Consider the following 23,002-nt stretch of genomic DNA (forward strand, 5'->3'; position numbering starts at 1 on the left):
GTCTGTGGCGTCTTACTTGCGCGGCTCGATCCAGGTGTCGGCCAGGTCGCCGGCCATCAGGTCGATGCTGTTGTTGAGGTTGTGCACGCGTGCGCTGTACACCTGGATCAGGGGCACGGTCACCAGCGGCAGCACGGGCAGCTCGCGCCCGACGATCTGCTGGATCTGCTTGAACTGCGCGGCGCGCTTGCCGGCGTCGAGCTCCACGGCAGCCTGGCGGAACAGCTCGTCGACCTGTGGGTTGTCGTAGTGCGCGCCGTTGATCCAGATCAGCGGGTTGCGCACGCCGTCGCCCCAGTAGAAGCGTTGCACGCCCACCGTCGGGTCGAACAGGCGGCCCAGGCCGTTGATGTTGATGTCGAAGTCGCGCGTGCTGTACACGCGCTTCAGGAAGGTGGGCAGGTCGCCGTCCACCACCTCGACCTTGATGCCCACGCGCGCCAGCGCCGAGCGCAGGTAGTCGGTGGTGCGCTTGAACTCCGCGCCGGGGATGTAGCTCAGGCGCAGCGAAAAACGCTGGCCGTTGGCCTGCCTGGGCTGGCCCGCTTCGTCGAGCAACCGGTTGGCGGCCGCCACGTCGAAGGGGTAGCGGAAGGTGCTGTCGTCGTAGTAGTCGGACAGCACGCGCGGCACGGGCGAGTTCACCACCTCCACGCGCTTGTAGTAGATGGTGTTGCGGATGAAGTTGCGGTCGATGGCCTGCGCGATGGCGTGGCGCACCTTGACGTTGGCCAGCACCGGGTTCTCGATGTTGAACTCCAGGAACGAGGCGTTGTTCAGGAAGCCGTCGTAGGTGTCGTCCACCTTGAGCTTCGGGTTCGCGGCCAGGCGCTCGAGGTCGGCCAGGCCCACGCCTTGCGCCACGTCGACTTCACCCGTTTCCACCGCGGTGGAAATGGCGGCCGGGTCGCGCACGAACTTCACGATCACGCGGTCCAGGTGCGGGTAACCCTGGCGCCAGTAGTTCGGGTTCTTGCGCAGCACCAGGTGGCTGCCGCGCACCCACTGCTCGAACACGAAGGGGCCGGTGCCCACGGGCGCCGTGGTGTTGGGGTTGCCCAGCGGTTCGCCGTCGGCGTAGCGGTGCGCCGGCACGATCGGCAACTCGGCCGACGACAGCGACTTCAGCAGGAAGGGCGCGGGCTTGGACAGCACGATCACCGCGGTGAGCGGGTCGGGCGTGTCCACGCGCTCCACGTTGGCCAGCGTGATGCGACCGCGCGGGCCTTGCTTCTTTTGCGTGAGCACGGCGTAGCGCACGTCTTCGGCGGTGAAGTCGCGCCCGTCGTGGAACTTCACGCCGGGGCGCAGCTTGAAGCTGTACTTCAGGCCGTCCGCGCTCACCTGCCAGGCGATGGCCAGCAGCGGCTGCGGCGTGAATTTGGCGTCGTAGCGCAGCAGGCCTTCGGTGACCTTGGCGCTCACGTTGCGGTTGTCGGTCTTGGTGTCGAGGAAGGACACGAGCGACGTGGGTTCCTGCGACACCGCATAGGTCAGCGTGCCGCCTTGCACGGGCGCCTGTGCGGCCGCCGTGAACGGCAGGGCCGCCAGCGCCAGATGAACCAGCCGGCGGTCGAAACGGAGTTTCTTGAGCAATGAAGGAAGCAGCAGAGAGAGCATGAAATGGAGCGCCGTACCGGCAAATGGAATTCGTTGAAAGTCCAGCTGATGGTCCTGGAAATTCACGCTCGCACTTAGCATTTTTTCGATCTTCGAAATTCGATGCACCGCGAAATCGAGATGCGGATTCGAAACGACAAATCCGAGTTTGTTTATGCGAAAAGCAACGCCCGTGCGGGCCTATATTCGCCACCCTCGATCCCTTCAGGAATTGCAATGAATGCCGTCCTCCAAGCTGCGCCCTACCCGGCGCAGGCACCGGAACTCCAGGCCCTGCTGCAGCGCCTGCCCGCGCTGGCCGCATCGATCGCCGAGGGCGCGGTAGAGCGCGAGCGCGACCGCACGCTGCCCTTCGAGGCCTTCGCGCGGTTCCGTGCCTCGGGGCTCGGTGCGCTGCGCGTGCCGCCGGAGCGCGGCGGCCCGGGCGGCTCCATCGAAGACCTCGTGCAGGTGGTGGCCACGCTCGCCGCGGCCGACTCCAACGTGGCGCATGCGCTGCGCACCCACTACAACGCCATCGAGCTCTGGACCAGCGCCCCGCCCGATGCGAACAGCGAGCGCCAGCTGGCCCGCGTGCTCGACGGCGCGCTGTTCGGCGGCGCCTTCACCGAGCTGGGCACGCCGCGCTCCGGTACCGTGACCACCGCGCTGGAACGGCAGGGCAGCAAGCGGGTGCTCAACGGCAGCAAGTACTACGCCACCGGCACAGCCTTCGCCGATTTCGCGAGCATCGCGGTGCACGACGAGCAGGGCCGCGACGCCACCGTGATCGTGCCCACCGGCCGCGAGGGCCTGCACGTCAAGGACGACTGGGACGGCATGGGCCAGCGCCTGACGGCCAGCGGCAGCCTGGCGTTCGACAACCTGCAGGTGCACGACGACGAGGTGGTGCACCCGCAGCAGCGCAGCCTGCAGCGGCGCCATGCATCGTCGCTGCGACAGCTCTACCTGGTGGCGGTGGCCGGCGGCATCGTGCGCAACGTGTTCAGCGATGCGTTGCACTACGTGCGCCAGCACGCGCGGCCCGCCGCGCACAGCCCGGCGGCGTCCGCCCGCGAAGACCATTTCACGCAGTGGGTGGTCGGCGACCTCGCCACCCACACCCACGCGGTGGACGCGCTGATCGCAGACAACGCGCGGCGCCTCGACCGTTCGGCGGATGCACTGCGGCGCGGCGACGACGACAGCGCCGTGCAACTGGTGCTCGACGGCGCGCTGGCCACGGCCAAGACCCAGCTCGCGGTCAGCCGCATCGCGCTGCAGGCGGCGGAACGGCTGTTCGACGCGGGCGGCGCCTCGGCCACCTCGCGGCAGCACAACTTCGACCGGCACTGGCGCAACCTGCGCACGATCTTCAATCACAACCCGCTGCAGCAGAAGGCGCGCGTGATCGGCGACTACCACCTCAACGGCACGACCACGCACCTGGAAGAGTGCAAGGTTTTCTGAGCGCCGCGCGCATTGCACTTTCATGAATGTCGATATGCGAATTCCGGGCGTGCCAATTGCGCGGCGGCTCGCCAGAATCGATGAAGCCCTGAGGTAATTCCCCCATGTCCATTTCCAACCGGCCCGGCGCCATTGCCGGGTGGGAGCGCTTCGTCGCGCCTACCGAATTCAGCGAGAGCCCGATCTCGCAGGCCTTTCGCCAGCCCGTGCTGCTGGGCCTGTTCCTGCCGATCCAGGCGGGTGGCTGGAGCGCGTCGACCTTGCCGCGCACCACCGACTGGCGCTACGACTACAACAAGAACCTGGTGCTCAAGGCCGAGTCGCTCGGCTTCGACCTGGTGTTCGCGCTGTCGCAGTGGCTGCCCAAGGGCGGCTACGGCGGCGTGTTCGACGGCAACGCGCTCGACTCGTTCATGACCACGGCGGCGCTCACCGCGGTGACCCGCCGCATCATGCTGATCTCGACCATCCATGTGCTCTATGGCCCGCTGCATCCGCTGCATCTGGCCAAGTACGCTGCCACGCTCGACCACATCTCGGGCGGCCGCTGGGGCATCAACGTGGTCACCGGGCATCGCGCGGTGGAGCACGAGATGTTCGGCTCGCACCGCATCGAGCACGACCGGCGCTACGAGCTGGCGGCCGAGTTTCTGGAAGCGGTGCAGCGCCTGTGGGCCGACACCGAGAACTGGTCGTTCCAGGGCGAGTCGCCCTGGAAGCTGGAGGGCGCTTTCGTTTCGCCCAAGCCGAACTTCGGCCGCCCGGTGCTGGTGAACGCCACGGGCTCGGACGCCGGCATTGCCTTTGCCGGGCGCTATTCGGACATCGTCTTCATCACCAGCCCCAGCGGCTCGGCCTTCGCGAGCGCCATCGAGGCGTTGCCGGCGCACACCGCGCGTGTGAAGCAGGCCGCGCGCGACGTGGGGCGCGAGGTGCGCACACTGCTCAACCCGATGGTGATCAGCCGCGAGACCGAGCGCGAGACCTGGGATTACCACGACGCCATCGTCGCGCACCTCGACGCCGACCCCAAGACCAGCTTCAACCGCTTCGACAGCGACGCGCACGCCTGGCGCGGCCGCGTGGGCAACGACGCGCCCAAGCGCCGCGCCATCGGCGGAAACGTCGAGGTCATCGGCACGCCGGAGCAGGTGGTCGAGCAGTTCGTGCAGTTGAAGCGCGCGGGCGTCGACGGCCTGCAGCTGAGCTTCTTCGACTTCAAGCCCGACCTCGAATTCTTCGGCGACCGCATCCTGCCGCTAATGAAGCAGGCGGGGCTGCGCTTTTGAACGCCATTTCTTTCAACCGACCCGACACCGCGAAAGTTTTTCCTTCATGAGCACCATCGACTACCGACCCCTCGGCCGCAGCGGCATCCTCGTGTCGCCTCTGACCCTGGGCACCATGATGTTCGGCGGCCAGACCGACCGTGCCACGGCGCAGCGCATCACCGACCGTGCGCTGGAGCAGGGCGTGAACTTCATCGACACCGCCAACGCCTACAACAAGGGTGAATCGGAAACGGTGGTGGGCCAGTTGGTGGCCGCCCACCGCAACCGCTGGGTGGTGGCGACCAAGTTCGCCAACGCCGACCCCGACATTGCGGGCCCCAACAACAAGAGCACCGGGCGCCACGGCATCGTGCAGTCGGTCGAGGCCAGCCTGAAGCGCCTGGGCACCGACCACATCGACCTGCTGTACCTGCACCGCGAAGACCGTGCCACGCCGGTGGCCGAAACCGTGCGCGCGCTGGGCGACCTGATTCGCGCGGGCAAGCTGCGCAGCTACGGCCTGTCGAACCACCCCGCCTGGAAGATCGCGGAGTTCGCGCGCACGGCCGATGCGCTGAACGTCGACCGTCCGGCCGCGAGCCAGCCGCTCTACAACCTGGCGAACCGGCAGATCGAGGCCGAGCACCTGCCCGCGGCAGAGTACTACGGCCTGGGCGTGGTGTCTTACAGCCCGCTGGCGCGCGGCGTGCTCACGGCCAAGTACGAGCCTGGCAAGGCGCCGCCACCGGGCACGCGCGCCGGACGCGACGACAAGCGCATCCTGCAGACCGAATGGCGGCCCGAATCGCTGGAAATCGCCCAACGCGTGAAGCAGCACGTCGAGGGGCGCGGCATCACGCCCGGCCAGTTCGCGCTGGCCTGGGTGCTGAACAACCGGCTGATCACCTCGGCCATCGCCGGTCCGCGCACGCTGGAACAATGGGAAGACTACGTGCCCGCGCTGCAGTACCGCTTCACCGAGGAAGACGAGGCGCTGGTCGATGCACTGGTGACCACCGGGCACGCGTCGCTGCCCGGATTCAACGACCCGAGCCATCCGTTCTTCGGGCGGCTACCGCGGCATCGCGCCAACGCATGAGCGCCGTGCTGGCTTCGGTGAGCAAGCGCGGCGCCGGCCACCGCACCGCGCGCGAGATACGGGTGGCGCAGTTGCTGCGAAACGACGCCGATGTGCTCGACGCGGCCCGCCGCATCGCCCGGTTGCTGGCCGACGGCGCGGCGCTGCGGGACCGCGAGCGCATCCTGCCCGAGCAGGAACTCGACGTGGTGTCGGGCGCAGGCCTGTGGGCCATGAACGTGCCGCGCGACCACGGCGGCGCGGGCGTGTCGTATGCGACGGTGGCGCAGGTGTTCGCCATCCTGTCGGCCGCGGACGCGTCGATCGGCCAGATCCAGCAGAACCACAACAGCGCGGTGTTCTGGCTCTCGACCGTCGGTAGCGCGGCGCAGAAGGACTTCTTCCTCGGCGAGATCCTTCGTGGCTGCCGCTTCGGCAATGCCAACGTCGACGCGGCGCCTGTTGAGGGCGTCCAGGGAGTCCAGGGCGTGCAGCCCACCGTCATCGCGCGCGCCGCGCGCGGCCATGTGCTCAGCGGCGAGAAGGTCTACGCGACGGGCGCGCTCTTCGCCCACTACGTCACGGTCATCGGCCAGAACGAGGCGGGCGAGAAAACGGTCGCCATCATTCCGGCGGGCACGCCGGGCCTCACGATCGAGGACGACTGGCAGAGCTTCGGCCAGCGCACCACCGCCAGCGGGCGCGTGCGGCTCGACCGCGTCGAGGTGCCCGAGCTGTGCGTGCTGCCCATCCACCGCGCCTACAGCGAGCAGCCGATGGGCGCCGTGTCGCAGCTCAGCCACGTGGGCATCGACCTGGGCATTGCGCAGGCGGCGCTGGACGACACGGTGCGCTTTCTGCGCGAGCAGTCGTCCATCAGCCAGCCGGCAGGCGCGCCGCGCGCGGTGACCGACGCGCTGGTGATCGCGCAGGTCGGCGAGATCCAGACCCGCATCCATGCCGCCGAGGCGATGACGCTGCGCGCGGGCCTGGCGGTGGACGCCGCCATCGCCGAGCCCGACAAGCCGCGCAGGGCGGCCGCGTCGCTGGCGGTGGCCGAGGCCAAGTGGCTCACGTCCGAGGTGGCGCTGCATGCGTCGAGCAAGCTCTTCGAGCTGTGCGGCACGCGCTCGGCGCAGCACCCGCACGCCTTCGACCGCCACTGGCGCAACGCACGGGTGCACACGCTGCACGACCCGGTGCGCCACAAGCTCACCGTGGTGGGCGACCACCTGCTCAACAGCATCGGCCCCGAGAGCGCCGGCGCGCTCTGACTTCACACACCCCTCGCACCATGATCTCCCGAAGACATTTCGCCCTCGCGGCCGGCGCCGCTTCCTTCGGCCTCTCTGCCCGCGCCTGGAGCGCCAGCGGCTTCAAGGGCTCGACGCTGACGCTGGGCTTCCAGAAGACCGGCATTCCGCTGGTGGCGCGCCAACTGAAGGTGTTCGAAAAACGCTTCGAGCCTCTGGGCATCCGCGTCGAGTGGGCCGAGTTCACCTCGGGCCTGAACCTGCTGCAGGCCATGGACACCGGCGACGTCGCCTTCGGCAATGCCGGCAACGTGGGCTGCATCTTCCTGCAGGCCTCGGGGGGACGCGTGGCCTATGTGGCGGCGCAGCCGTCGACGCCGCGCTCGGAAGGCATCCTGGTGAAAGACGGCTCGCCCATTCGCGGCATCGCGGACCTGAAGGGCCGTCGCATCGGCTACGCCAAGGGTTCGAGCTCGCACAACCTCGTGGCCGCCGCGCTGGAGAGCCGGGGCCTGGACATCAAGGCCGTGACCAGCATCGGCCTGAGCGCGGCGGACGCGGCCTTCGCCTTCGACGGCGGCGACATCGACGCCTGGGCCATCTGGGACCCGTACTTCACCATCGCCCAGCGGCGCAACAAGACCCGTGTGGTGGCCTACCAGGGCGATGTGCTGAAGGACAGCGCGGGCTTCCTGCTGGCCAACACCGAGTTCGCAAAAGCCTGGCCCCAGCATGTGAAGGCGCTGGTCGACGGCTCCGCCGAGGCCGGCGACTGGGCCAGGCGAAACCTGGGGGAGGTCACGAAGTCGCTGTCGGCGGCGACCGGCATGCCGCTCGATGTGGTGGCCGAGGTGAATGCCAACGCCGGCTTCGACGTGGGGCCGCTGACGCCCGCGATCCTGGATTCGCAGCAGCGCACGGCCGACCGGCTGGTCAAGCTCGGTGTGCTGCCCAGGGCGGTCGAGGTGCGCAACGCCGTGTGGTCGGGCGCGGCGTGAACGGGACCGAGCCGCAGTCGGCCCTTGCGCTGTTGCTCAGGGCGCACTCACGCCGAACGGGAACGACGACCTGAGGCTCAGGCCTCCAGCGCCAGCACCGCGAAGCTCGCGAGCCAATGCTCGCCCATGTAGTCGCCGGCGATGTGGGGCAGCCCCGCGGCGAGATGGTCGTCGGCCGCCTGCAGCGCGACTGCACGGCGCGCATCGCCGCCGGGCAGCGCCGACGCGATGCTGCGCCAGCACCAGGCGCGGCTGAGGTTCAGGCCGTCGAGGTGCGCGAGCTTGCCGTCGGTGCGATCGGAAACGCTGGCCGGGCGGAAGAGGGTGGCCGGCGCCTGCGTGGCGATGCGCGGCAGGAAGCGGTCCAGCCAGGGAATGAATTCGGCGGCCGGCAGAAGGCGCCGCATGCATTCGGCCTCGATCAGTGCGGAAGACTGGAAGTCGTCGCCGCTGGGTTCGCCCCAGGCCGGGCAATCGGTGTCATCGCCGTACCAGCGCCGGCCGGTGCCCAGCAGCAGGTCGGCCAGTGCGGTGTCGGACGTCACCTGCGCATAGTCGGCGGCCATGCGAAGGCCGAAGGCGGTATTGAAGTGCGTGCCGACGCGCACAGGATAGATGGACAGGGGCAGGAAGTCGCGGTAGCGCTGCGCGAACACCTCGGCCAGCGGGGCCAGTGCGATGGCCCACCGCGGCGTGGAATGCTGCGCCAACTCCGAGGCCAGTTTGAGCAGCCAGCCCCAACCGTAGGGGCGCTTGAAACCGCGGGCCGTGGGTTGCGCCAGGTAGGCGCATTCGACCGCGACCTTGTCGTGAACGAACTGCTGGTCGAACAGGCGCTCGATTTTTTCTGCCGGCGCAATGCCCGGAAAGCGCCGCAGCAGATACGCAAGCATCCAGTAACCGTGCACGCAGGAATGCCAGTCGTAGCTGCCGTAGAACACCGGGTGCATGTCGCTCGGGGTGCGCGCGTCCAGCGGCCCTGCCAGCGTGTGGTCGGGCTTGTTGGGGTACTCGCGGGTGACATGGCCGAGTGCGATGTCGGCGAAGCGTGCGGCCATGTCCGCGGTAAGGGTCTGTGGCATCGGGTGCTTCCATTGTTTTCGTTGCCATGCATCGTCGCAGACCGTGGCGAGCCTTGCACGCGGCCTTGCTCCCAAAACAGATAAGCAACCGCCAATTCATCGCTTGGGCGGCGCACGCCACGCCACTAACCTGCGCGGCGTTACACCAACTTTCTTCGAGGGAACTTAACGATGACGATTCCATTTCAACGCGCGCTGTCCGTGATGGTGCTGGCTGTCGCCGGCCTGGGGGCCTCCGTGCACGCGCAGGAAGCGCTGCGCGTGGCCGCCTCGCCGGTGCCGCACGCCGAGATCCTCGAGTTCATTCGCCCGCAGCTCAAGGCGCAGGGCGTGGATCTGGAGGTCAAGGTCTTCAACGACTACGTGCAGCCCAACCTCGCGGTGAGCGACAAGCAACTGGACGCCAACTTCTTCCAGAACCGGCCCTACCTCGACTCCTTCAACAAGGACCGCAAGACCGACATCGTCGAAGTGCCGAACAGCGACGTGCACATCGAGCCCTTCGGCGCGTACTCGCAGAAGATCAAGAAGACGTCGGAGTTGCGCGACGGCGCCGTCATCGCGATACCGAGCGACCCGTCGAACTCGGGCCGCGCGCTGTCCCTGCTGGCCAAGCAGGGCCTCATCACGCTGAAGGACGCGTCGAACATCAAGTCGACCGCGCGCGACATCGTGTCGAACCCGAAGAAGCTGGTGATCCGCGAACTCGAGTCCGCCCAGCTGCCGCGCGCGCTGCCCGACGTCGACCTGGCGCTGATCAACACCAACTACGCGCTCGAAGCCAAGCTCGATCCGGCCAAGGACGCGCTCTTCATCGAGAGTGGCCAGAACTCGCCCTACGCCAACTTCATCGCGGCGCGCAAGGACAACGCGGCCTCGCCGGCGGTGAAGAAACTGGTGGCGGCCTTGCACACGCCGGAGGTGCGCAAGTTCATCCAGGACAAATACAAGGGCGCGGTCATTCCCGCGTTCTGAGCGCCGCGCGCGTCTCCCGGCGTGAGGGCACCGGGATTTTTCGACTCTCGACTCCACACAACAGCGACAGGTTCACATGAAGCAATGGAAAGGGGCACGCTCGGTCGTGCGCCACGCGGCGGTTGCCGTGCTCGCGGTCTTCACCGCATGGACGGTGGCGGCGCAGCCGCGCGCGGGCGGCACACTGACCTGGCTGGTCAACCCGGTGCCCGCATCGATCGTGCCGCTCACCACCACGGCCGGCGGCAATGCCGAGATCGGCCCGAAGATCGTCGAGGGGCTGCTCACCTACGACTACGACCTCAAGCCCAAGCCGCTGCTGGCCACCGCCTGGTCGCAGAGCAAGGACGGCCTGCAATACACCTTCGCGCTGCGCAAGGGCGTGAAGTGGCACGACGGAAAAGATTTCACCTCGGCCGACGTCGCGTTCTCGATCCTCACGCTCAAGCAGGTGCACCCGCGCGGGCGCGGCACCTTCGCCAACGTGGTGGACGTGAAGACGCCGGACCCGCACACGGCCGTCATCGTGCTGAGCAAGCCGTCGCCGTTCTTGCTGACCGCGCTGGCCTCAACCGAATCGCCGATCGTGCCCAAGCACCTGTACGAGGGCACGGACATCGCGTCGAACAAGTACAACAGCGCGCCCGTGGGCACCGGCCCCTTCGTCTTCAAGGAGTGGGTGCAGGGCAGCCACATCATCCTGGAGCGCAACCCGGACTACTGGGACAAGCCCAAGCCCTATCTCGACCGGGTGGTGGTGCGCTTCGTGCTCGACTCGGCGGCGCGTGCGGCCGCGCTGGAGTCGGGCGCGGCCGACCTGGCCAACGGCACGGGCGGCATTCCGCTGTCGGACGTGGAGCGCTTCGGCAAGCTGCCGGGCGTGCAGATCGACACGCGCATCTCGCCGTACCTGGGCAGCCACCAGCAGATCTATTTCAACCTGGACACGCCGGCGCTGCAGAAGATCGAGGTGCGGCGCGCCATTGCGCAGGCCATCGACGTGAACGCCTTCGCCAAGACCGTCTGGTACGGCTACGGCACCTTGTCCGCATCGCCCATCGGCAAGGGCATCGGCCGCTACCACGACGCGAGCATCCAGCCTTACCCCTTCAACCCGAAGGAGGCCGAGGCACTGCTGGACGCAGCGGGCTTCAAGCGAGGCGCGGGCGGCATCCGGCTGAAGCTGCGCGTGCTCTACAACCCCTTCCAGGAGCGGCGCGCCGCCGACTTCGTGCGGCAGTCGCTAGGGCGCATCGGCATCGACGCGGCGGTGGAAAGCTACGACTTCGCCACCTACGTCACCAAGGCCTACACCGAGCGCGCCTTCGACATCACGCTGGAGAGCCTGACGAACCTGTTCGACCCCACGGTGGGCGTGCAGCGCGTGTTCTGGTCGAAGAACTTCAAGATCGGGCTGCCTTTTTCCAACGCGGCGCACTACGTGAACCCGGAGGTCGACAGGCTGCTGGAAGCGGCCGCCGTCGAGGTGGACGAGGCCCGGCGCCGGCAGCTCTTCATCGACTTCCAGCAGGCGGTGCATCGGGACATTCCGTCGATCGAGCTGGGGGCCAACCCGGCTATCACGGTGGCGGCGAAGAAGGTGCGCGATTACGCACCGACGGGCGAACACATTCGCGGGAGTTTCTCCGATCTGTATTTCCGGCCTTGACCTGAGCGCGGCGGATTGGTCGCGTTGTGTGAAGTGGGGCAGGGGGATCGGCAAGGGCGCAGCGACTCGGCGGCGTAGCAGCGGCTGATGCACGCTCGTTCGGCCTTGGCTGCCAGAGGCGGCAGCACCCGCCCATGACATTGAGCCCGTCGAGAAGAGCGTCGCGCAGCGCGAGCGGCAATCTAGGGTCAAAGAGCGGCGGAATCCAACACTGGGTCGATTTTGGGCGGCAAGCAATGCTCCTTGTCCCCACCCAGCATTTACAGGCCGGCCGTTTTCGGCATACGGTGCTCCGAAAGGACCGCGTCCACCTGTTGCCGTGACATAAGCTGCCGTGCCTGCTCGGCGTCGGGGGCGTCGAGTACCTGCCAGCCGTCGGTGAGCAGATGCCGGCGCAGCGCTGCGACGTTGCTCTCATCGCTGCAAACCAGCAGCAAGGTACGCTGCGCGGAGCCTTGTCCGAGCAGCACAGGATCAACCTGACGTCCCTCGAGCAGCATCGTCTCGATCTGGGCAGCCGTCACTGCGGCGCTGAACCAATATCCTTGCATCTGGTCGCATCGGTTGGCGGCCAGCGAGGCTGCCTGGCCTTCGCTCTCGACGCCTTCGGCAAGCACCTTCATCTGCAGCCGGTGCGCCATGGTGATGATGGCTCGCGTGATCGACACATCGTCAGCCGGTGCCGCCACGTCCGGCACCAGCGAGCGGTCGATCTTGACCACGTCCACTGGCAGACGGCGCAGATAACCCAGGCTTGAGTAGCCAGTGCCGAAGTCGTCGAGCGAGACCTCGACGCCCAGCGCCCGGAGCGCTTGCAGGTGTTGTACCGCTTGATTGAAATTGACGATCAGCGTGCTTTCGGTCACCTCGACACCAAAAAGTCGGGGGTCCAACCCGGCCGCGGCGAGCAGTCCTTCGATGCGCCATGCCAGGTCAGGCTGCACCAACTGGCGCGCAGACAGGTTCACCGCCATGCGCAGCGGCGGCAGCCCGGCACGCTGCCAGGCCGCTGCCTGTTCTATCGCGCAACGCAATACCCAGTCACCGATGGCGACGATCAGGCCGGTCTCTTCGGCGATGGGGATGAAACGATCGGGGGCGATATTGCCCAGCGTCGGGTGCTGCCAGCGCAGCAGGGCCTCGACGCCCACGATGCGTCCGTGCTTCAAGTCGACTTGTGGCTGGTAGTGCAGTTCGAATTGCTCGTCGCGCAGCGCATGGCGCAGCGCAGTCTCCAGCGTCAGCCGTTCGGGGTCGTCATCGTGCTCCGCGCCGGCGTAGACGCAGACCTGGTTGCGGCCCAGCCGCTTGGCCTGTTGCAGCGCGGCATTGGCGCGGCGTATCAATGGATCGGCGCTGTCGCTGTCTTCTGGTGCCACCGCGACGCCGATGCTGCAGGTCAGGTGGATCTCGTGGCCTTCGATCGTCAGGGGTTGGGCGATGGCCCCAAGCAGCGCTTGCGCCGTGGGAAGCGTCGAATCCGAAGGGGCGGGCATCACGATCACGAACTCATCGCCGCCCCGGCGCGCCACCAGGTCGACGCCGCGCACGGTGGCGATTATTCGCTGTGCCATTTCACGCAACACCGCGTCGCCGACCTGGAGGCCGAGGCCATCGTTGATGCGCTTGAAGCGGTCGAGTTCCACGACCAGGACCGCCGTTTGGGCGCTGGTCTGCAACGTGGCGACCAAGCTTTCAAAGAGGCCCTGGCGGTTCGGAAGACCCGTCAGTTCGTCGAAGCGCAGCAGTTGCTGAATGCGGCGTTCGGCAGTTCGGCGCTCCCGCAAGTCGTCCATGCAGACATGTGCGAAAGTCTCGCCGTCACTCGTCACAAGACTGACGGAGACAGAGACCGGAATCTCATGACCCTCGTTGTGGCGAACGCTGGTCTCGAAGCGCAGCGAACCTCGCTCGCTCAGCTGGCGCCAGCACTGGGGCCATGCCGCCCCCTCCATCTGAGTGTCGACGTCCGCCACGCGCAGTCGCAGCACCTGTCGGCGGTCCATGCCCAGCAGTCGGCAGGCGGCTGCGTTGGCATCGTGAAAGGCACTGTCGGGCCCCACCAGGAACAGCGCATCGTTGGCCTGTTCAACGGCATGGCGGGTCAACAGCAATTGGCGCTGGGCCTGCTCCCGCTCGCTGACGTCGCACGCAGAAGGTATGAGCCATACCACCCGTCCATCAGGGCCATACAGAGGCAGCAGCGAAAAATCCATGACGAGTGTGTGAACACCGTCCGTGACGATGCGCGCATCGAAGCGCGAGGCCTCTCCGCGCAAGGCGTTTGCCAATGCCCCCTGCAGCCGCTGTCGTGACAAATCGCACCCCTGCCACCAGGGCGTGGTGTCGAAGCGCCGGCCGATCACCTGCTCCGGCGTGCAGCCGACGGCTCGCAGCGCCGCATGGTTGGCGTAGCGAAGAACGCCATCGGCGTCGAGCAGACCAGCGAAAACCGATGGCCCCAGTCGATCAAGCACGTCGTGGAGCGCGCGTTCGGCAGCTGGCGGGACGCGGCTCGCCGCAGACAGGGGCACCGCGCCATCGCTGCAAGACATTCGCTGATCCGGGGCATGTTCCATGCGGGGAGTCTGCTCGGCAAACTGCGCCGCCTGTGTGATCAGTTGCGGGCCCAAAGGACCGGATCAGATTGAGGGCTGCGAGCGGGCATGGGCTGCATTGCGTCGTCGACCAGCCGTGCCCATGTGCACGTGGCACGCCCGAGTGCCGCGCTTCGGTGCTTGCCGCTGTGTCGTCGTTGCCAATGCCGCCGGATCTGCGAATGGCAGTGGTCGCTTCATGGGAGCGAATTCAAGCGACCCGTCAAGGTGGTCTACACGCGCACGCAGATGTTCACCGGGCACGGCTACCGGCCGCACACCATCCAGAAGATCGCGCTGGGCGCCGAGCGCAATGGCAAGCTGTCGAGTACGACCTGCGCCGAACCGAATCGCACACGAAAGAAAGTCGCGTCAAAGACTTGTCGCGGACGCAGGCCTCACCTGCATCGACGGACCTTGGGCCACACGCTGCGATGGCGCGCCTGGGCGGCCGGTCTTTTTTTCGCATGCGAGAGGCTGCCACTCGCTGCGTCCGACCTCTTGAAATCTGCCGCAGGAAGGTCTATCTTACTTGCCGTCGAAATTTGGTCGACCGACAAGGAGGTACTGAAATGACCATGAACTTGCTCAGGCAAATTGCGGGCTCTCGACTGCCCGTTTCGTTCTACCGCAACGAGGACATCGACAGCGTCAGGGTGCTTCGGGCCGCCGGCCTCGTCGTCGCACTGGTTCCCTCTTCTTCGGGTTCCCAGACCCTGTCGGGGTCGCACCCTGCTGCCCAGGTGCTTGCGGTCACCCAGAAGGGGCGCGAAGAGCTCTCGAAGTTCGACTTTCCCGAGTCGCGCCCGCCGCGCTGGAGGTTCCAGATGCCAAGGATCAAGACGGCAGCCTTCGGCCGCTCCGCGGCTGCGTCCTCGGCTTCGTCCTCGGCTTCGCGTGAGCCTGCAAGACCGCAGTAGGGAAGCACCCGTCAGGTGCGGCGACGGCCCTTGTAACCCGTAGTCCAACGTTCCGCTTGAGGAAAGGAGTCAACATGTCTTCCGGTTTCGGCTCAATCTTTTCGGCGAACCGCCAGTCCCCTGTCAAGGCGTCGCATCGGCAAGGCCTGATCGTCATGGGCGAAAAGCAGATCGAAGCCTATCTCCTGGCGCGCGACGCGCTGCGGCGGGTGAGGGCGGCGGCTGCTACGTCAATGCCGCTCCGTCCGCCCGGTAGGCGCGGTCGGGTCCGCATTGCGGGGGGGCGCGGGTAGCGGCTTGGCAGCAAGCGCATATTTGGGGTGGCCACCGGCGGCGAGGCTCCTGCAGGCACAGCCGCCCCAGATGCACACGTTGGCTCCGCACACTGCAACCGCGGCGCGCCATGGTGAGTCGACCCGGTGGGTGTGCAACGAAGATGCAGCAAGCGTTGGTTCTTGGGAATGTCCGCGGCTGGCTGACGCGTCCCTTTAATACCAAAAATATTAATGAGCGGCGTCTATTGCTGCTGGGGGTTATAATAGTTGCCGTTGCAACGGCAGCCTCAGTGCCTCCTCGCAACGCCTGTTCATGAGGTCACCCTCACCCTGCAGGCCCTGTGTCGCGACTGTCGTCGCCTGTTGGTCTGTAGAGCTGCAGCCAACCGAGTTCCTAGTTGGCTCACGCACGTTGATTCAAACCTGCGGTCCCGGACAAATTAGATTCCAAATATCGGCATTTCCATGGGCAAGTTCGTCGTTTCGCCCGCGACACATCCGACCGACTGCGGCCGCTTTCGCGCCTCTTTCTCGGTCCATCGATCTCGGAGCGATGGCAGCTCATGTCGGGTATTCCAGCTCGACAAGGCCTTTGCCTCGCGCGAAGCTGCCCGGCTTCTTGCGGTCACGCAGGCGTGGCTGCAAACGTGCATGCCTCACCCGCTGAGTGCTGATGCGCTACCGGCATAGATCCCACTCACTTGTGCCAGTTGCTGCGGACTCCCGATCCGAAGATCCTGGTTCCACCGTCGCGCTAATCGTCGCGCACCTTCATTCAGAAAGGCTCTTTTCATGAGCGTCAAAATTTACGTGGGCAACCTGCCCTTTTCCGTGACCGATTCCATTCTGGAAAGCAACTTTGCCGAGTTCGGCCGGGTTTCTTCGGCCAAGGTCATGATGGATCGCGAAAGCGGCCGCTCCAAGGGCTTCGCATTTGTGGAAATGGGCTCTGCCGAGGTTGCTCAGGCCGCCATCACCGGCCTGAACGGGATGTCCGTCGATGGGCGCTCTATCGTGGTGAACCTGGCCCGTCCCCGCGAAGAGGGAAGCAGCTCGGGTGGCTACAGCGCGGCCGGTTACAGCACAGCCAAACGCTCGGACGTCGGCTACGGCAATGGCGGCTTTGGCGGCGGTCGTTACTGACCCCGGGAATGTCTTCTGAAAAACCGGCCTGACGGGGCCGGTTTTTTTCGTCCGTTCGCCGGACGCTGACTCGCTGAAGCTCGCTATGCATCACACGCGAGATGTCTTCAGGAGCCACCGATCGGCCGTCGTGCGCACGGACAAGGCCCGCAGTCCACCAGTCGTGCCGCCTATGTGTGGCCTGCGCGGCCTCCCGCGTCGGTGCCGCGCCTGAGCTCTGCGCGTCCCAGCGGCGTGATGCGCAGGATGGTGCCTGTGCTGTGAGCGTCGAACGGCTCCGGCGGCAGGATCGCCTCCAGCATCCCCGCAGCGCGCAAGATGGCAGCATTGCGAATGTCCTGGGGATTTCGAACCTCGATCGGAAGAGCCGCATGCTCGATCTTGCGCAAGAAATCCTTAGCCATGCGGCGTACGCCTCCGGACGTTGGCCATTGCCTTCAGAAGAGAAACAGCCGCACGGCTTTGCGCAGGCCCGAGGCCTTCGCACGCGAGACACGCTCGTGAATCACCGTCACAGGCCGTCCGGGATGGGCGTTGCGGATGCAGCAAGGCTCACGACCCGCCGACGACGGCGTGTGCAGCGTCGGGGCCCTGCCTTGTGTGCCGACGGGCTTCGTTCGCCGCGGCGTGCAGGCTGTCGGCCGTCCGGGTGGCGGCATCCGCGGTCATGGTGACGGCCACGCCGTCGGGACCATCCAGTACCACCACGCCATCGATCGCCGTGGCCACGCCCGCGTCTTCGCGCGGATGAAGCGCGGTCTTGTTATCCATCATGGGACTCTCCAGTTTGCCCAACCGCCTCGGCGGCCACGCGCGCATTCAAATAAAGGTATCCAGGTTCGAACAGCGCCGCCTTCACCAACCCGGCGAGGTCGAGGATCTGCACCTGCGATGAGCGCACCTGGCACAGCCTCATCTCGCGCAGGTCCCGCAAGACACGGTTGACGTGCACGTTCGTCAGGCTGCACACCTCGCCGATGTCCGACTGCGTCATCGGCAGCGAGAACCCATGGTCGCGAGACCGGCCCACCGCCAGCAACCGGGCATGGGTCTCGCATAAGAAATGAGCCACTCGTTGCAGCGCGGTGAGGCTGGACAGCCGATAGATCCACTGGCGATGCTGCGCGGCATCGAGCATCGTGATGAACCACAGGCGCCGTGCCAGGTCGCTGTCGTCATGCTGGATCTGTTCGAGCGCTTCATGCGTGAAGACCGCGACGCGCACATCCGTGAGCGCGCCCACGTCGTGATCAAGCCGCTTCAGCGTGAACGCATGCAGGTCGACGAAATCGCCCGGCACATGCACGGCGACAAGGTGCCGCTTGCCATCGCGTGCGTCCACGTGCCGTGTCATGAAGCCTTCGACGAGCAGCAGGCTGATGTTGATCGGCCTGTCCTGGTGGACCGCAATCTCACCCGCGTTGAATGTCCGAACGCTCGAGATGGCCGACTCCAGCCGGTCGCGCTCGGCATCGGGCAGCGTGGTGGCGCGGTTCAGGAGGACGGATTTGGTCAGCATAGGTCGGGCGAGGGCGCCATCGTGCGTCATGTCGGAGGTCATTGCATTAACCCAGATCAAGATTGAACCTGAATTTGGGGGTTGCCGTGCAGAGGGATTGCGTCCTACAGCACGAGGCGCGGCGCGGTCTCTACGCTGCATGTCGGCGCCGTTGCCGCATGCCACTCGAACCCCACATTCCATCATGGCCAAAAGACCCACCCCCGAGCTCGTGGCCGCACGAGCTGCCGCCCGAAACACCGACAGCGCACCTTCGCAACCGGCCCCTGCTGCCGCCGGGTCAGGCGACGCACCCGCGCAGAGGGCGATCGACACACAGGCGCTTGCCGCGTCCATGCCCGAGAACTCGAACAAAGCCTTCGAACACGAAAACCATGGCCAGGAAGCGCCGGTGGGCCTGCACGTGAGCTCGCCTTCGCGCCTGCCCACGGGCAGCACGCTCTCGGAGGCCAACGCGTCGGACAAGGTCGGCACCGCCGCCGTGGAAGGTGTCAACGCGACGATCGGCACGCTCGATCACGTGCGCGTCGATTCAAGCGGGCAGGTGCTCACGACCAACCAGGGCGTGCCTGTTGCCGACAACCAGAACTCGCTGAAGGCGGGCGCGCGCGGTCCGGTCCTGCTGGAGGATTTCATCCTGCGCGAGAAGATCACGCACTTCGACCACGAGCGCATTCCCGAACGCATCGTGCACGCGCGCGGCTCGGCCGCGCATGGATTCTTCGAGTGCTACGAGCCGCTCACCCGGTACACGAAGGCAGCGCCCTTCAAGGAGGCCGGCAAGGTGACACCGGTATTCGTGCGCTTCTCGACCGTCGCTGGCGAGCGCGGCTCCAAGGACACCGCGCGCGACGTGCGCGGCTTTGCCGTGAAGTTCTATACGGACGAGGGCAACTGGGACCTCGTGGGCAACAACATGCCGGTGTTCTTCATCCAGGACGCGATCAAGTTCCCGGACCTGATCCACGCTGTCAAACCCGAGCCTCATCACCAGATGCCGCAGGCGGCCAGTGCGCACGACACCTTCTGGGATTTCGTGTCGCTCATGCCGGAGTCCACGCACATGCTGATGTGGCAGATGTCGGACCGCGCGATTCCGCGCAGCTACCGGATGATGCAAGGCTTTGGCGTACACACCTTCCGGCTCGTCAACGAGGCGGGCGAGTCGGTGCTGGTCAAGTTCCACTGGCAGCCGAAGCTGGGCACTCACTCGCTGGTGTGGGAGGAGGCAGTCAAGATTTCCGGTGCGGATCCGGACTTCCACCGGCGCGACCTGTGGGAGGCGATCGATGCGGGCGAGTACCCCGAATGGGAGCTGGGCCTGCAGATCTTCACTGAAGCGCAGGCCGAGCAGTTCAGCTTCGACATCCTGGACGCCACCAAGCTGATCCCCGAGGAGCTCGTGCCGGTGCAGATCGTGGGCCGCATGGTGCTCAACCGCAACCCGGACAATTTCTTTGCCGAGACCGAACAGGTCGCGTTCTGCACGGCCCACATCGTGCCGGGCCTGGATTTCACCAACGACCCGTTGCTCGCAGGCCGCATCCACTCCTACGTGGACACCCAGATCAGCCGGCTTGGCGGCCCGAATTTCCACGAACTGCCGATCAATGCGCCCATTGCCCAGGTTCACAACAACCAGCGAGACGGCATGCACCGTCAGGCCATCCACCGCGGACGCGTGGCCTATGAGCCCAATTCGCTCGCCGGCGGCTGCCCCTTCCAGGCGGGCGCGGCGCAAGGCTTTGCCAGCGTGGCGCGACGCATCGATGCCAATGAGAGCGCCGACAAGGTGCGCATCAAGCCCGAGAAATTCGCCGACCACTACACGCAGGCGCGCCTGTTCTTCGAGAGCCAGACGGACGACGAGAAGGCGCACATCGCTCGGGCGTTTCGCTTCGAGCTGTCCAAGGTCACCGTCCCTGCGATCCGGGAGCGCACAGTCGCGATGCTTCGCAATGCGTCCGAGTCGCTCGCTGCGCAGGTGGCCCAAGACCTCGGCATGGCGCTGCCCGAGGCGCTGCCTCCAGCGATCGAGACACCCGCGGCGGCCGAAGTGCAGAACTCGCCCGCCTTGTCGCTGCTGGCGCGGCCGGGAGACGGGAGCGTCCGCACGCGCAAGGTCGCCGTGCTGGTCGCCCAAGGGGTGGAAGGCGCATCGCTTCAGGCCCTGGTGGCGGGACTGTTCGCCCAAGGCGCCGTGCCGCGGCTGATCGCCCCCCGGCTGGGCACCTACACCGCAGCCGGCGGCGAGACATTCCACGCCGATGCCACCATGGAGAACTCGCCTGGCTTCCTGTTCGATGGTTTGGTCCTGCCCGACGGCGCGGCCGGGGTGGAAGCGCTCGCCGCGGATGCCCACACGCTCGAATTCCTGCGGGATCAGTACTGGCATTGCAAGCCGATCCTGGTGCTGGGCGCGTCCGAGGCCTTGCTCGTCGAGGCGCAGATCCCGCTCACCCTGGCGGACGGGTCACCGGACGCTGCGCTGATCCTGGCGGAGGCCGCCGCGGCGACCGAGGCCACGGCGCTGTTCATCGATGCGCTTGGCAAACCGAGGGACTTCGCCCGTGAGGCCAATCCGCCGCTGCCAATGGGCGAGACCGCCTGATGCACCTGCCGAAGTGCCTCGGCAGGCGGGTCGACCTTGCCCAGGCCGCGCTGGCGGCCAACGACACTTTGCGAAGGCCGCCGCATGCTCGGTATCGCCATCCCTGCCCATGACGAGGGCTTGTCCATCGCTGCGTGCGTGCGCGCCGCGTTGGACGCAGCCACGCACGCTCGTCTGAACGGCGAAGCATGTGTGGTGATGGTCGTGGCCGACGCGTGCAGCGACGACACGGCATTGATCCGCGCGATCCACCATCGCCTGGAGGCGGGTTCGGCCACGGGTCGGGTCGACGTCTGAATCGCAAGGTGGAGTGAGCCCCGTCGACTGGACCACTGGGGTCATCAGGCGCTGGGCCGATGGCAAGGGGCAGGCCGCGTCGGCATCGTGGGGTCTGGAACACCGCGTTCGCTGCGGGGCCTGGCGATTTCGGGTGAAATCCATGCACCGGTTGAATATCGACACGCACGGACCCAGATAGCTGGAGCCCGAAACCTCTGAAGGACCCCCATGCCCGACTATCGAAAAGACCCGGACGCCATTGCCAGGCTGAGCCCCGAGCAGTACCGCGTCACCCAGCAGAACGGCACCGAGCGCCCCGGCACCGGTGAATACCTGGACAACAAGGCGCCCGGCATCTACGTCGACGTGGTGTCGGGCGAGCCCCTGTTCGCGTCGTCGGACAAGTACGAGTCCGGCTGCGGCTGGCCCAGCTTCACCCGCCCGATCGAGCCGGCGCACGTCAGTGAACTGAAGGACGCCAGCCTCGGCATGGTTCGCACCGAAGTCAGGTCGGCGCAGGGCGACAGCCACCTGGGCCATGTGTTCCCGGACGGCCCCAAGGCGCAGGGTGGCTTGCGCTATTGCATCAACTCGGCCTCGTTGCGCTTCGTTCCCCGGGACCGCATGGCGCAAGAGGGCTACGAAGCCTATCTGGACCAAGTCAAGGAGATCTCATGAGTCAAGAACGCGCAGTGCTCGCCGGTGGCTGCTTCTGGGGCATGCAGCAGCTTTTCAGGCGCTACGACGGCGTGCTTTCCACCCGCGTGGGCTATTCGGGCGGCGACGTGCCCAACGCCACCTACCGCAACCACGGCACCCATGCCGAGGTGATCGAGATCCTGTTCGACCCCGAGCGCATCAGCTTTCGCAAGCTGCTGGAGTTCTTCTTCCAGCTGCACGACCCGAGCACGAAGAACCGCCAGGGCAACGACGTGGGGCTGAGCTACCGCTCGGCGATCTACTACACCAGCGACGAGCAGCGGCGCGTGGCGCTGGACACCATCGCCGACGTCGACGCCTCGGGCCTGTGGCCGGGCAAGGTGGTCACCGAGGTCGCTGCCGCAGGCGACTTCTGGCAGGCCGAGCCGGAGCACCAGGACTACCTGGAGCACCGGCCCGACGGCTACACCTGCCATTTCATCCGGCCTGGCTGGGTGCTGCCGGTGCGGGCAGACGCAGCCCGCTGACCTGTTGTGAACGAGGCTTGCGCCGGCCGCGTCGGGGCTTGACGCGACCGGCCGGCCCGGCGGTGCCGCAGCGCAGCGGCACGCCCGGCGACGCATTTCTTTTCGCCCCGCCGGAATAAGCCCCCGGCCGCGGTGTCTACCTCTGTGACGGCTCAGTGCCATCCACCAAGAGGACACCGATGCAGATGAAATTCAGACGCGGCCCGCTGCGCCCCGGCGCACTGGCTGCCGGCACCGCGGCCATCGCCTGCGCCGCGGCGGCTCTTGCCGCGACACACATGCCGCCCGGCAGCCCAAGCGCGGCCGCGATGGCCGGGCTGATGGACATCTGCACCAGCCGCGACCCGGCCGAGGCCGGCTTCGCTGCGGAGAACGACGCCGCCATGACCAAGATGATGGCCGGCATGAACATCAAGCCCTCCGGCGACGTCGACCGCGACTTCGCCGACATGATGATCGCCCACCACCAGGGCGCGATCGACATGGCGCTGGCCGAGTTGCGCCATAGCGGCAACGAGCAGCTGCGCCGCATCGCCCAGGAAATCATCGTCGAGCAACAGCAGGAGATTGCCGCCATGCGCCTCTCGCTCGGCCAGCCGCTGCCGCCCTCTACCCCTGCGCCCACGCAGGCCGGCCGCATGTAGGCCTGCCGCCGTTCTCGCGGCTCACGCCCGTTCCCGCGCATATCAGGCATCAACCCACGCATCGACCCACGCATCAACCCCCAGAGCGACACCATGAAAAAGCACAGCCTCTCCCATCTGCTCGCCGCCACCACGCTGGCCGCCACGGCCGCCTGCGCACAGGCCGGCCAGGCGCCGGGCGCAGCCGCCAATGCCGACGTTCCCATGAGCCACCGCGACCGCGTCTACACCGCCGAGCAGTTCTCCAACACGGTGTCGGTCACCGACCCGGTCGACAACAAGCTGCTCGGCGTGATTCGCCTGGGCGACCCGTCGCCCGGCAACTTCAGCCCGCTCTACAAGGGCCAGGTGCTGGTGCACGGCATGGGCTTCTCGCCGGACCACCGCACGCTGGCCGTGGTGTCGATCGGCTCGAACTCCGTCACCTTCATC

The 23,002-nt window shown here is 66.7% G+C and carries 22 protein-coding genes; 16 read left to right on the forward strand and 6 right to left on the reverse strand.

Translation table 11 applies throughout. The features are described 5' to 3' along the window. Nucleotides 1-12 precede the first annotated feature (12 nt). Complete coding sequence (locus tag AC1DJH_RS31765; protein ID WP_478188419.1) at nucleotides 13-1,620, reverse strand: ABC transporter substrate-binding protein; 1,608 nt, start codon at nucleotides 1,618-1,620, stop codon at nucleotides 13-15. 216 nt (nucleotides 1,621-1,836) lie between these two features. Between AC1DJH_RS31765 and AC1DJH_RS31770 the strand changes: the two genes are divergently transcribed. From AC1DJH_RS31770 to AC1DJH_RS31790, 5 genes are all read left to right on the forward strand, one after another. Beyond that, nucleotides 1,837-3,069, forward strand: coding sequence for an acyl-CoA dehydrogenase family protein (locus AC1DJH_RS31770; RefSeq protein ID WP_478188420.1), 1,233 nt, complete (start codon nucleotides 1,837-1,839; stop codon nucleotides 3,067-3,069). 104 nt (nucleotides 3,070-3,173) lie between these two features. Further along, the gene (locus AC1DJH_RS31775; RefSeq protein ID WP_472124512.1) at nucleotides 3,174-4,358 is read left to right on the forward strand and encodes an LLM class flavin-dependent oxidoreductase; all 1,185 of its coding nucleotides are present in this window, start codon (nucleotides 3,174-3,176) and stop codon (nucleotides 4,356-4,358) included. Between the two features lie 55 nt (nucleotides 4,359-4,413). Next, the gene (locus AC1DJH_RS31780; RefSeq protein ID WP_478188435.1) at nucleotides 4,414-5,439 is read left to right on the forward strand and encodes an aldo/keto reductase; all 1,026 of its coding nucleotides are present in this window, start codon (nucleotides 4,414-4,416) and stop codon (nucleotides 5,437-5,439) included. Further along, nucleotides 5,436-6,692 carry an SfnB family sulfur acquisition oxidoreductase gene (locus AC1DJH_RS31785; protein WP_478188421.1) on the forward strand — a complete coding sequence of 419 codons (1,257 nt, stop codon included), beginning with the start codon at nucleotides 5,436-5,438 and terminating at the stop codon, nucleotides 6,690-6,692. The genes AC1DJH_RS31780 and AC1DJH_RS31785 overlap by 4 nt, the downstream gene beginning before the upstream one ends. 20 nt (nucleotides 6,693-6,712) lie before the next feature. Next, on the forward strand, nucleotides 6,713-7,669 hold the full coding sequence (locus tag AC1DJH_RS31790) for an aliphatic sulfonate ABC transporter substrate-binding protein (protein WP_478188422.1): 957 nt from the start codon (nucleotides 6,713-6,715) through the stop codon (nucleotides 7,667-7,669). Between the two features lie 77 nt (nucleotides 7,670-7,746). Here the strand turns inward: AC1DJH_RS31790 and AC1DJH_RS31795 are convergent, their stop codons facing one another. Further along, a complete protein-coding gene (locus tag AC1DJH_RS31795) occupies nucleotides 7,747-8,751 on the reverse strand; it encodes a DUF2891 domain-containing protein (protein WP_478188423.1) in 1,005 nt (334 codons plus the stop codon). A 171-nt stretch (nucleotides 8,752-8,922) separates the two neighbouring features. Between AC1DJH_RS31795 and AC1DJH_RS31800 the strand changes: the two genes are divergently transcribed. Both AC1DJH_RS31800 and AC1DJH_RS31805 read left to right on the forward strand, forming a co-directional pair. Continuing rightward, nucleotides 8,923-9,726: a MetQ/NlpA family ABC transporter substrate-binding protein gene (locus AC1DJH_RS31800; RefSeq protein WP_478188424.1), complete on the forward strand. Its 804-nt coding sequence runs from the start codon at nucleotides 8,923-8,925 to the stop codon at nucleotides 9,724-9,726. A 76-nt stretch (nucleotides 9,727-9,802) separates the two neighbouring features. Next, nucleotides 9,803-11,395, forward strand: a complete 1,593-nt coding sequence (locus AC1DJH_RS31805) for an ABC transporter substrate-binding protein (RefSeq protein WP_478188425.1) — start codon at nucleotides 9,803-9,805, stop codon at nucleotides 11,393-11,395. Between the two features lie 260 nt (nucleotides 11,396-11,655). Here the strand turns inward: AC1DJH_RS31805 and AC1DJH_RS31810 are convergent, their stop codons facing one another. Then, nucleotides 11,656-13,974, reverse strand: coding sequence for an EAL domain-containing protein (locus AC1DJH_RS31810; RefSeq protein ID WP_478188426.1), 2,319 nt, complete (start codon nucleotides 13,972-13,974; stop codon nucleotides 11,656-11,658). Nucleotides 13,975-14,564: 590 nt separating this feature from the next. On the opposite strand from AC1DJH_RS31810, the gene AC1DJH_RS31815 reads away from it, so the two are divergent. The 3 genes from AC1DJH_RS31815 to AC1DJH_RS31825 all read left to right on the forward strand — a co-directional run bounded on the left by AC1DJH_RS31815 (nucleotide 14,565) and on the right by AC1DJH_RS31825 (nucleotide 16,330). Then, nucleotides 14,565-14,912 carry a hypothetical protein gene (locus tag AC1DJH_RS31815; protein WP_478188427.1) on the forward strand — a complete coding sequence of 116 codons (348 nt, stop codon included), beginning with the start codon at nucleotides 14,565-14,567 and terminating at the stop codon, nucleotides 14,910-14,912. 740 nt (nucleotides 14,913-15,652) lie between these two features. Then, nucleotides 15,653-15,877 (forward strand): hypothetical protein, encoded by a 225-nt coding sequence (locus AC1DJH_RS31820; protein WP_435487882.1) that lies wholly within the window; start codon nucleotides 15,653-15,655, stop codon nucleotides 15,875-15,877. A gap of 102 nt (nucleotides 15,878-15,979) precedes the next feature. After that, entirely contained in the window at nucleotides 15,980-16,330 is a 351-nt protein-coding gene (locus AC1DJH_RS31825; RefSeq protein WP_478188428.1) for an RNA recognition motif domain-containing protein, read from the forward strand. 170 nt (nucleotides 16,331-16,500) lie between these two features. Here AC1DJH_RS31825 and AC1DJH_RS31830 read toward each other — a convergent pair whose 3' ends face one another. From AC1DJH_RS31830 to AC1DJH_RS31840, 3 genes are all read right to left on the reverse strand, one after another. Beyond that, nucleotides 16,501-16,734: a hypothetical protein gene (locus tag AC1DJH_RS31830; protein WP_478188429.1), complete on the reverse strand. Its 234-nt coding sequence runs from the start codon at nucleotides 16,732-16,734 to the stop codon at nucleotides 16,501-16,503. 148 nt (nucleotides 16,735-16,882) lie between these two features. Beyond that, nucleotides 16,883-17,101: a hypothetical protein gene (locus AC1DJH_RS31835; protein WP_435487880.1), complete on the reverse strand. Its 219-nt coding sequence runs from the start codon at nucleotides 17,099-17,101 to the stop codon at nucleotides 16,883-16,885. Then, nucleotides 17,094-17,891, reverse strand: coding sequence for a Crp/Fnr family transcriptional regulator (locus AC1DJH_RS31840; RefSeq protein WP_478188430.1), 798 nt, complete (start codon nucleotides 17,889-17,891; stop codon nucleotides 17,094-17,096). Before AC1DJH_RS31840 ends, AC1DJH_RS31835 begins: the two co-directional genes overlap by 8 nt. 142 nt (nucleotides 17,892-18,033) lie before the next feature. Here AC1DJH_RS31840 and AC1DJH_RS31845 point away from each other — a divergent pair, with 142 nt between their 5' ends. The 6 genes from AC1DJH_RS31845 to AC1DJH_RS31870 all read left to right on the forward strand — a co-directional run. Beyond that, entirely contained in the window at nucleotides 18,034-20,460 is a 2,427-nt protein-coding gene (locus AC1DJH_RS31845; protein ID WP_478188436.1) for a catalase, read from the forward strand. 84 nt (nucleotides 20,461-20,544) lie between these two features. Continuing rightward, nucleotides 20,545-20,757 (forward strand): hypothetical protein, encoded by a 213-nt coding sequence (locus AC1DJH_RS31850; protein ID WP_478188431.1) that lies wholly within the window; start codon nucleotides 20,545-20,547, stop codon nucleotides 20,755-20,757. A 210-nt stretch (nucleotides 20,758-20,967) separates the two neighbouring features. Beyond that, a complete protein-coding gene (gene msrB, locus AC1DJH_RS31855; protein WP_435486045.1) occupies nucleotides 20,968-21,417 on the forward strand; it encodes a peptide-methionine (R)-S-oxide reductase MsrB in 450 nt (149 codons plus the stop codon). Continuing rightward, complete coding sequence (msrA, locus tag AC1DJH_RS31860) at nucleotides 21,414-21,926, forward strand: peptide-methionine (S)-S-oxide reductase MsrA (RefSeq protein ID WP_478188432.1); 513 nt, start codon at nucleotides 21,414-21,416, stop codon at nucleotides 21,924-21,926. Before msrB ends, msrA begins: the two co-directional genes overlap by 4 nt. Nucleotides 21,927-22,234: 308 nt before the next feature. Next, the gene (locus tag AC1DJH_RS31865; RefSeq protein ID WP_478188437.1) at nucleotides 22,235-22,570 is read left to right on the forward strand and encodes a DUF305 domain-containing protein; all 336 of its coding nucleotides are present in this window, start codon (nucleotides 22,235-22,237) and stop codon (nucleotides 22,568-22,570) included. 93 nt (nucleotides 22,571-22,663) lie between these two features. Continuing rightward, nucleotides 22,664-23,002 (forward strand): YncE family protein (locus AC1DJH_RS31870; protein WP_478188433.1); only part of this gene is annotated, 339 nt, incomplete at its 3' end.

Source organism: Variovorax sp. 10N412 (genome assembly GCF_056394985.1).

Excerpts from the sequence above, each read along its gene's own strand:
- AC1DJH_RS31765 (WP_478188419.1), bottom strand. The coding sequence starts at position 1,620 with ATGCTCTCTCTGCTGCTTCCTTCATTGCTCAAGAAACTCCGTTTCGAC.
- AC1DJH_RS31770 (WP_478188420.1), top strand. The coding sequence starts at position 1,837 with ATGAATGCCGTCCTCCAAGCTGCGCCCTACCCGGCGCAGGCACCGGAA.
- AC1DJH_RS31775 (WP_472124512.1), top strand. The coding sequence starts at position 3,174 with ATGTCCATTTCCAACCGGCCCGGCGCCATTGCCGGGTGGGAGCGCTTC.
- AC1DJH_RS31785 (WP_478188421.1), top strand. The coding sequence starts at position 5,436 with ATGAGCGCCGTGCTGGCTTCGGTGAGCAAGCGCGGCGCCGGCCACCGC.
- AC1DJH_RS31790 (WP_478188422.1), top strand. The coding sequence starts at position 6,713 with ATGATCTCCCGAAGACATTTCGCCCTCGCGGCCGGCGCCGCTTCCTTC.
- AC1DJH_RS31795 (WP_478188423.1), bottom strand. The coding sequence starts at position 8,751 with ATGCCACAGACCCTTACCGCGGACATGGCCGCACGCTTCGCCGACATC.
- AC1DJH_RS31800 (WP_478188424.1), top strand. The coding sequence starts at position 8,923 with ATGACGATTCCATTTCAACGCGCGCTGTCCGTGATGGTGCTGGCTGTC.
- AC1DJH_RS31805 (WP_478188425.1), top strand. The coding sequence starts at position 9,803 with ATGAAGCAATGGAAAGGGGCACGCTCGGTCGTGCGCCACGCGGCGGTT.
- AC1DJH_RS31810 (WP_478188426.1), bottom strand. The coding sequence starts at position 13,974 with ATGGAACATGCCCCGGATCAGCGAATGTCTTGCAGCGATGGCGCGGTG.
- AC1DJH_RS31815 (WP_478188427.1), top strand. The coding sequence starts at position 14,565 with ATGACCATGAACTTGCTCAGGCAAATTGCGGGCTCTCGACTGCCCGTT.
- AC1DJH_RS31820 (WP_435487882.1), top strand. The coding sequence starts at position 15,653 with ATGGGCAAGTTCGTCGTTTCGCCCGCGACACATCCGACCGACTGCGGC.
- AC1DJH_RS31825 (WP_478188428.1), top strand. The coding sequence starts at position 15,980 with ATGAGCGTCAAAATTTACGTGGGCAACCTGCCCTTTTCCGTGACCGAT.
- AC1DJH_RS31830 (WP_478188429.1), bottom strand. The coding sequence starts at position 16,734 with ATGGCTAAGGATTTCTTGCGCAAGATCGAGCATGCGGCTCTTCCGATC.
- AC1DJH_RS31835 (WP_435487880.1), bottom strand. The coding sequence starts at position 17,101 with ATGGATAACAAGACCGCGCTTCATCCGCGCGAAGACGCGGGCGTGGCC.
- AC1DJH_RS31840 (WP_478188430.1), bottom strand. The coding sequence starts at position 17,891 with ATGACCTCCGACATGACGCACGATGGCGCCCTCGCCCGACCTATGCTG.
- AC1DJH_RS31845 (WP_478188436.1), top strand. The coding sequence starts at position 18,034 with ATGGCCAAAAGACCCACCCCCGAGCTCGTGGCCGCACGAGCTGCCGCC.
- AC1DJH_RS31850 (WP_478188431.1), top strand. The coding sequence starts at position 20,545 with ATGCTCGGTATCGCCATCCCTGCCCATGACGAGGGCTTGTCCATCGCT.
- msrB (WP_435486045.1), top strand. The coding sequence starts at position 20,968 with ATGCCCGACTATCGAAAAGACCCGGACGCCATTGCCAGGCTGAGCCCC.
- msrA (WP_478188432.1), top strand. The coding sequence starts at position 21,414 with ATGAGTCAAGAACGCGCAGTGCTCGCCGGTGGCTGCTTCTGGGGCATG.
- AC1DJH_RS31865 (WP_478188437.1), top strand. The coding sequence starts at position 22,235 with ATGGCCGGGCTGATGGACATCTGCACCAGCCGCGACCCGGCCGAGGCC.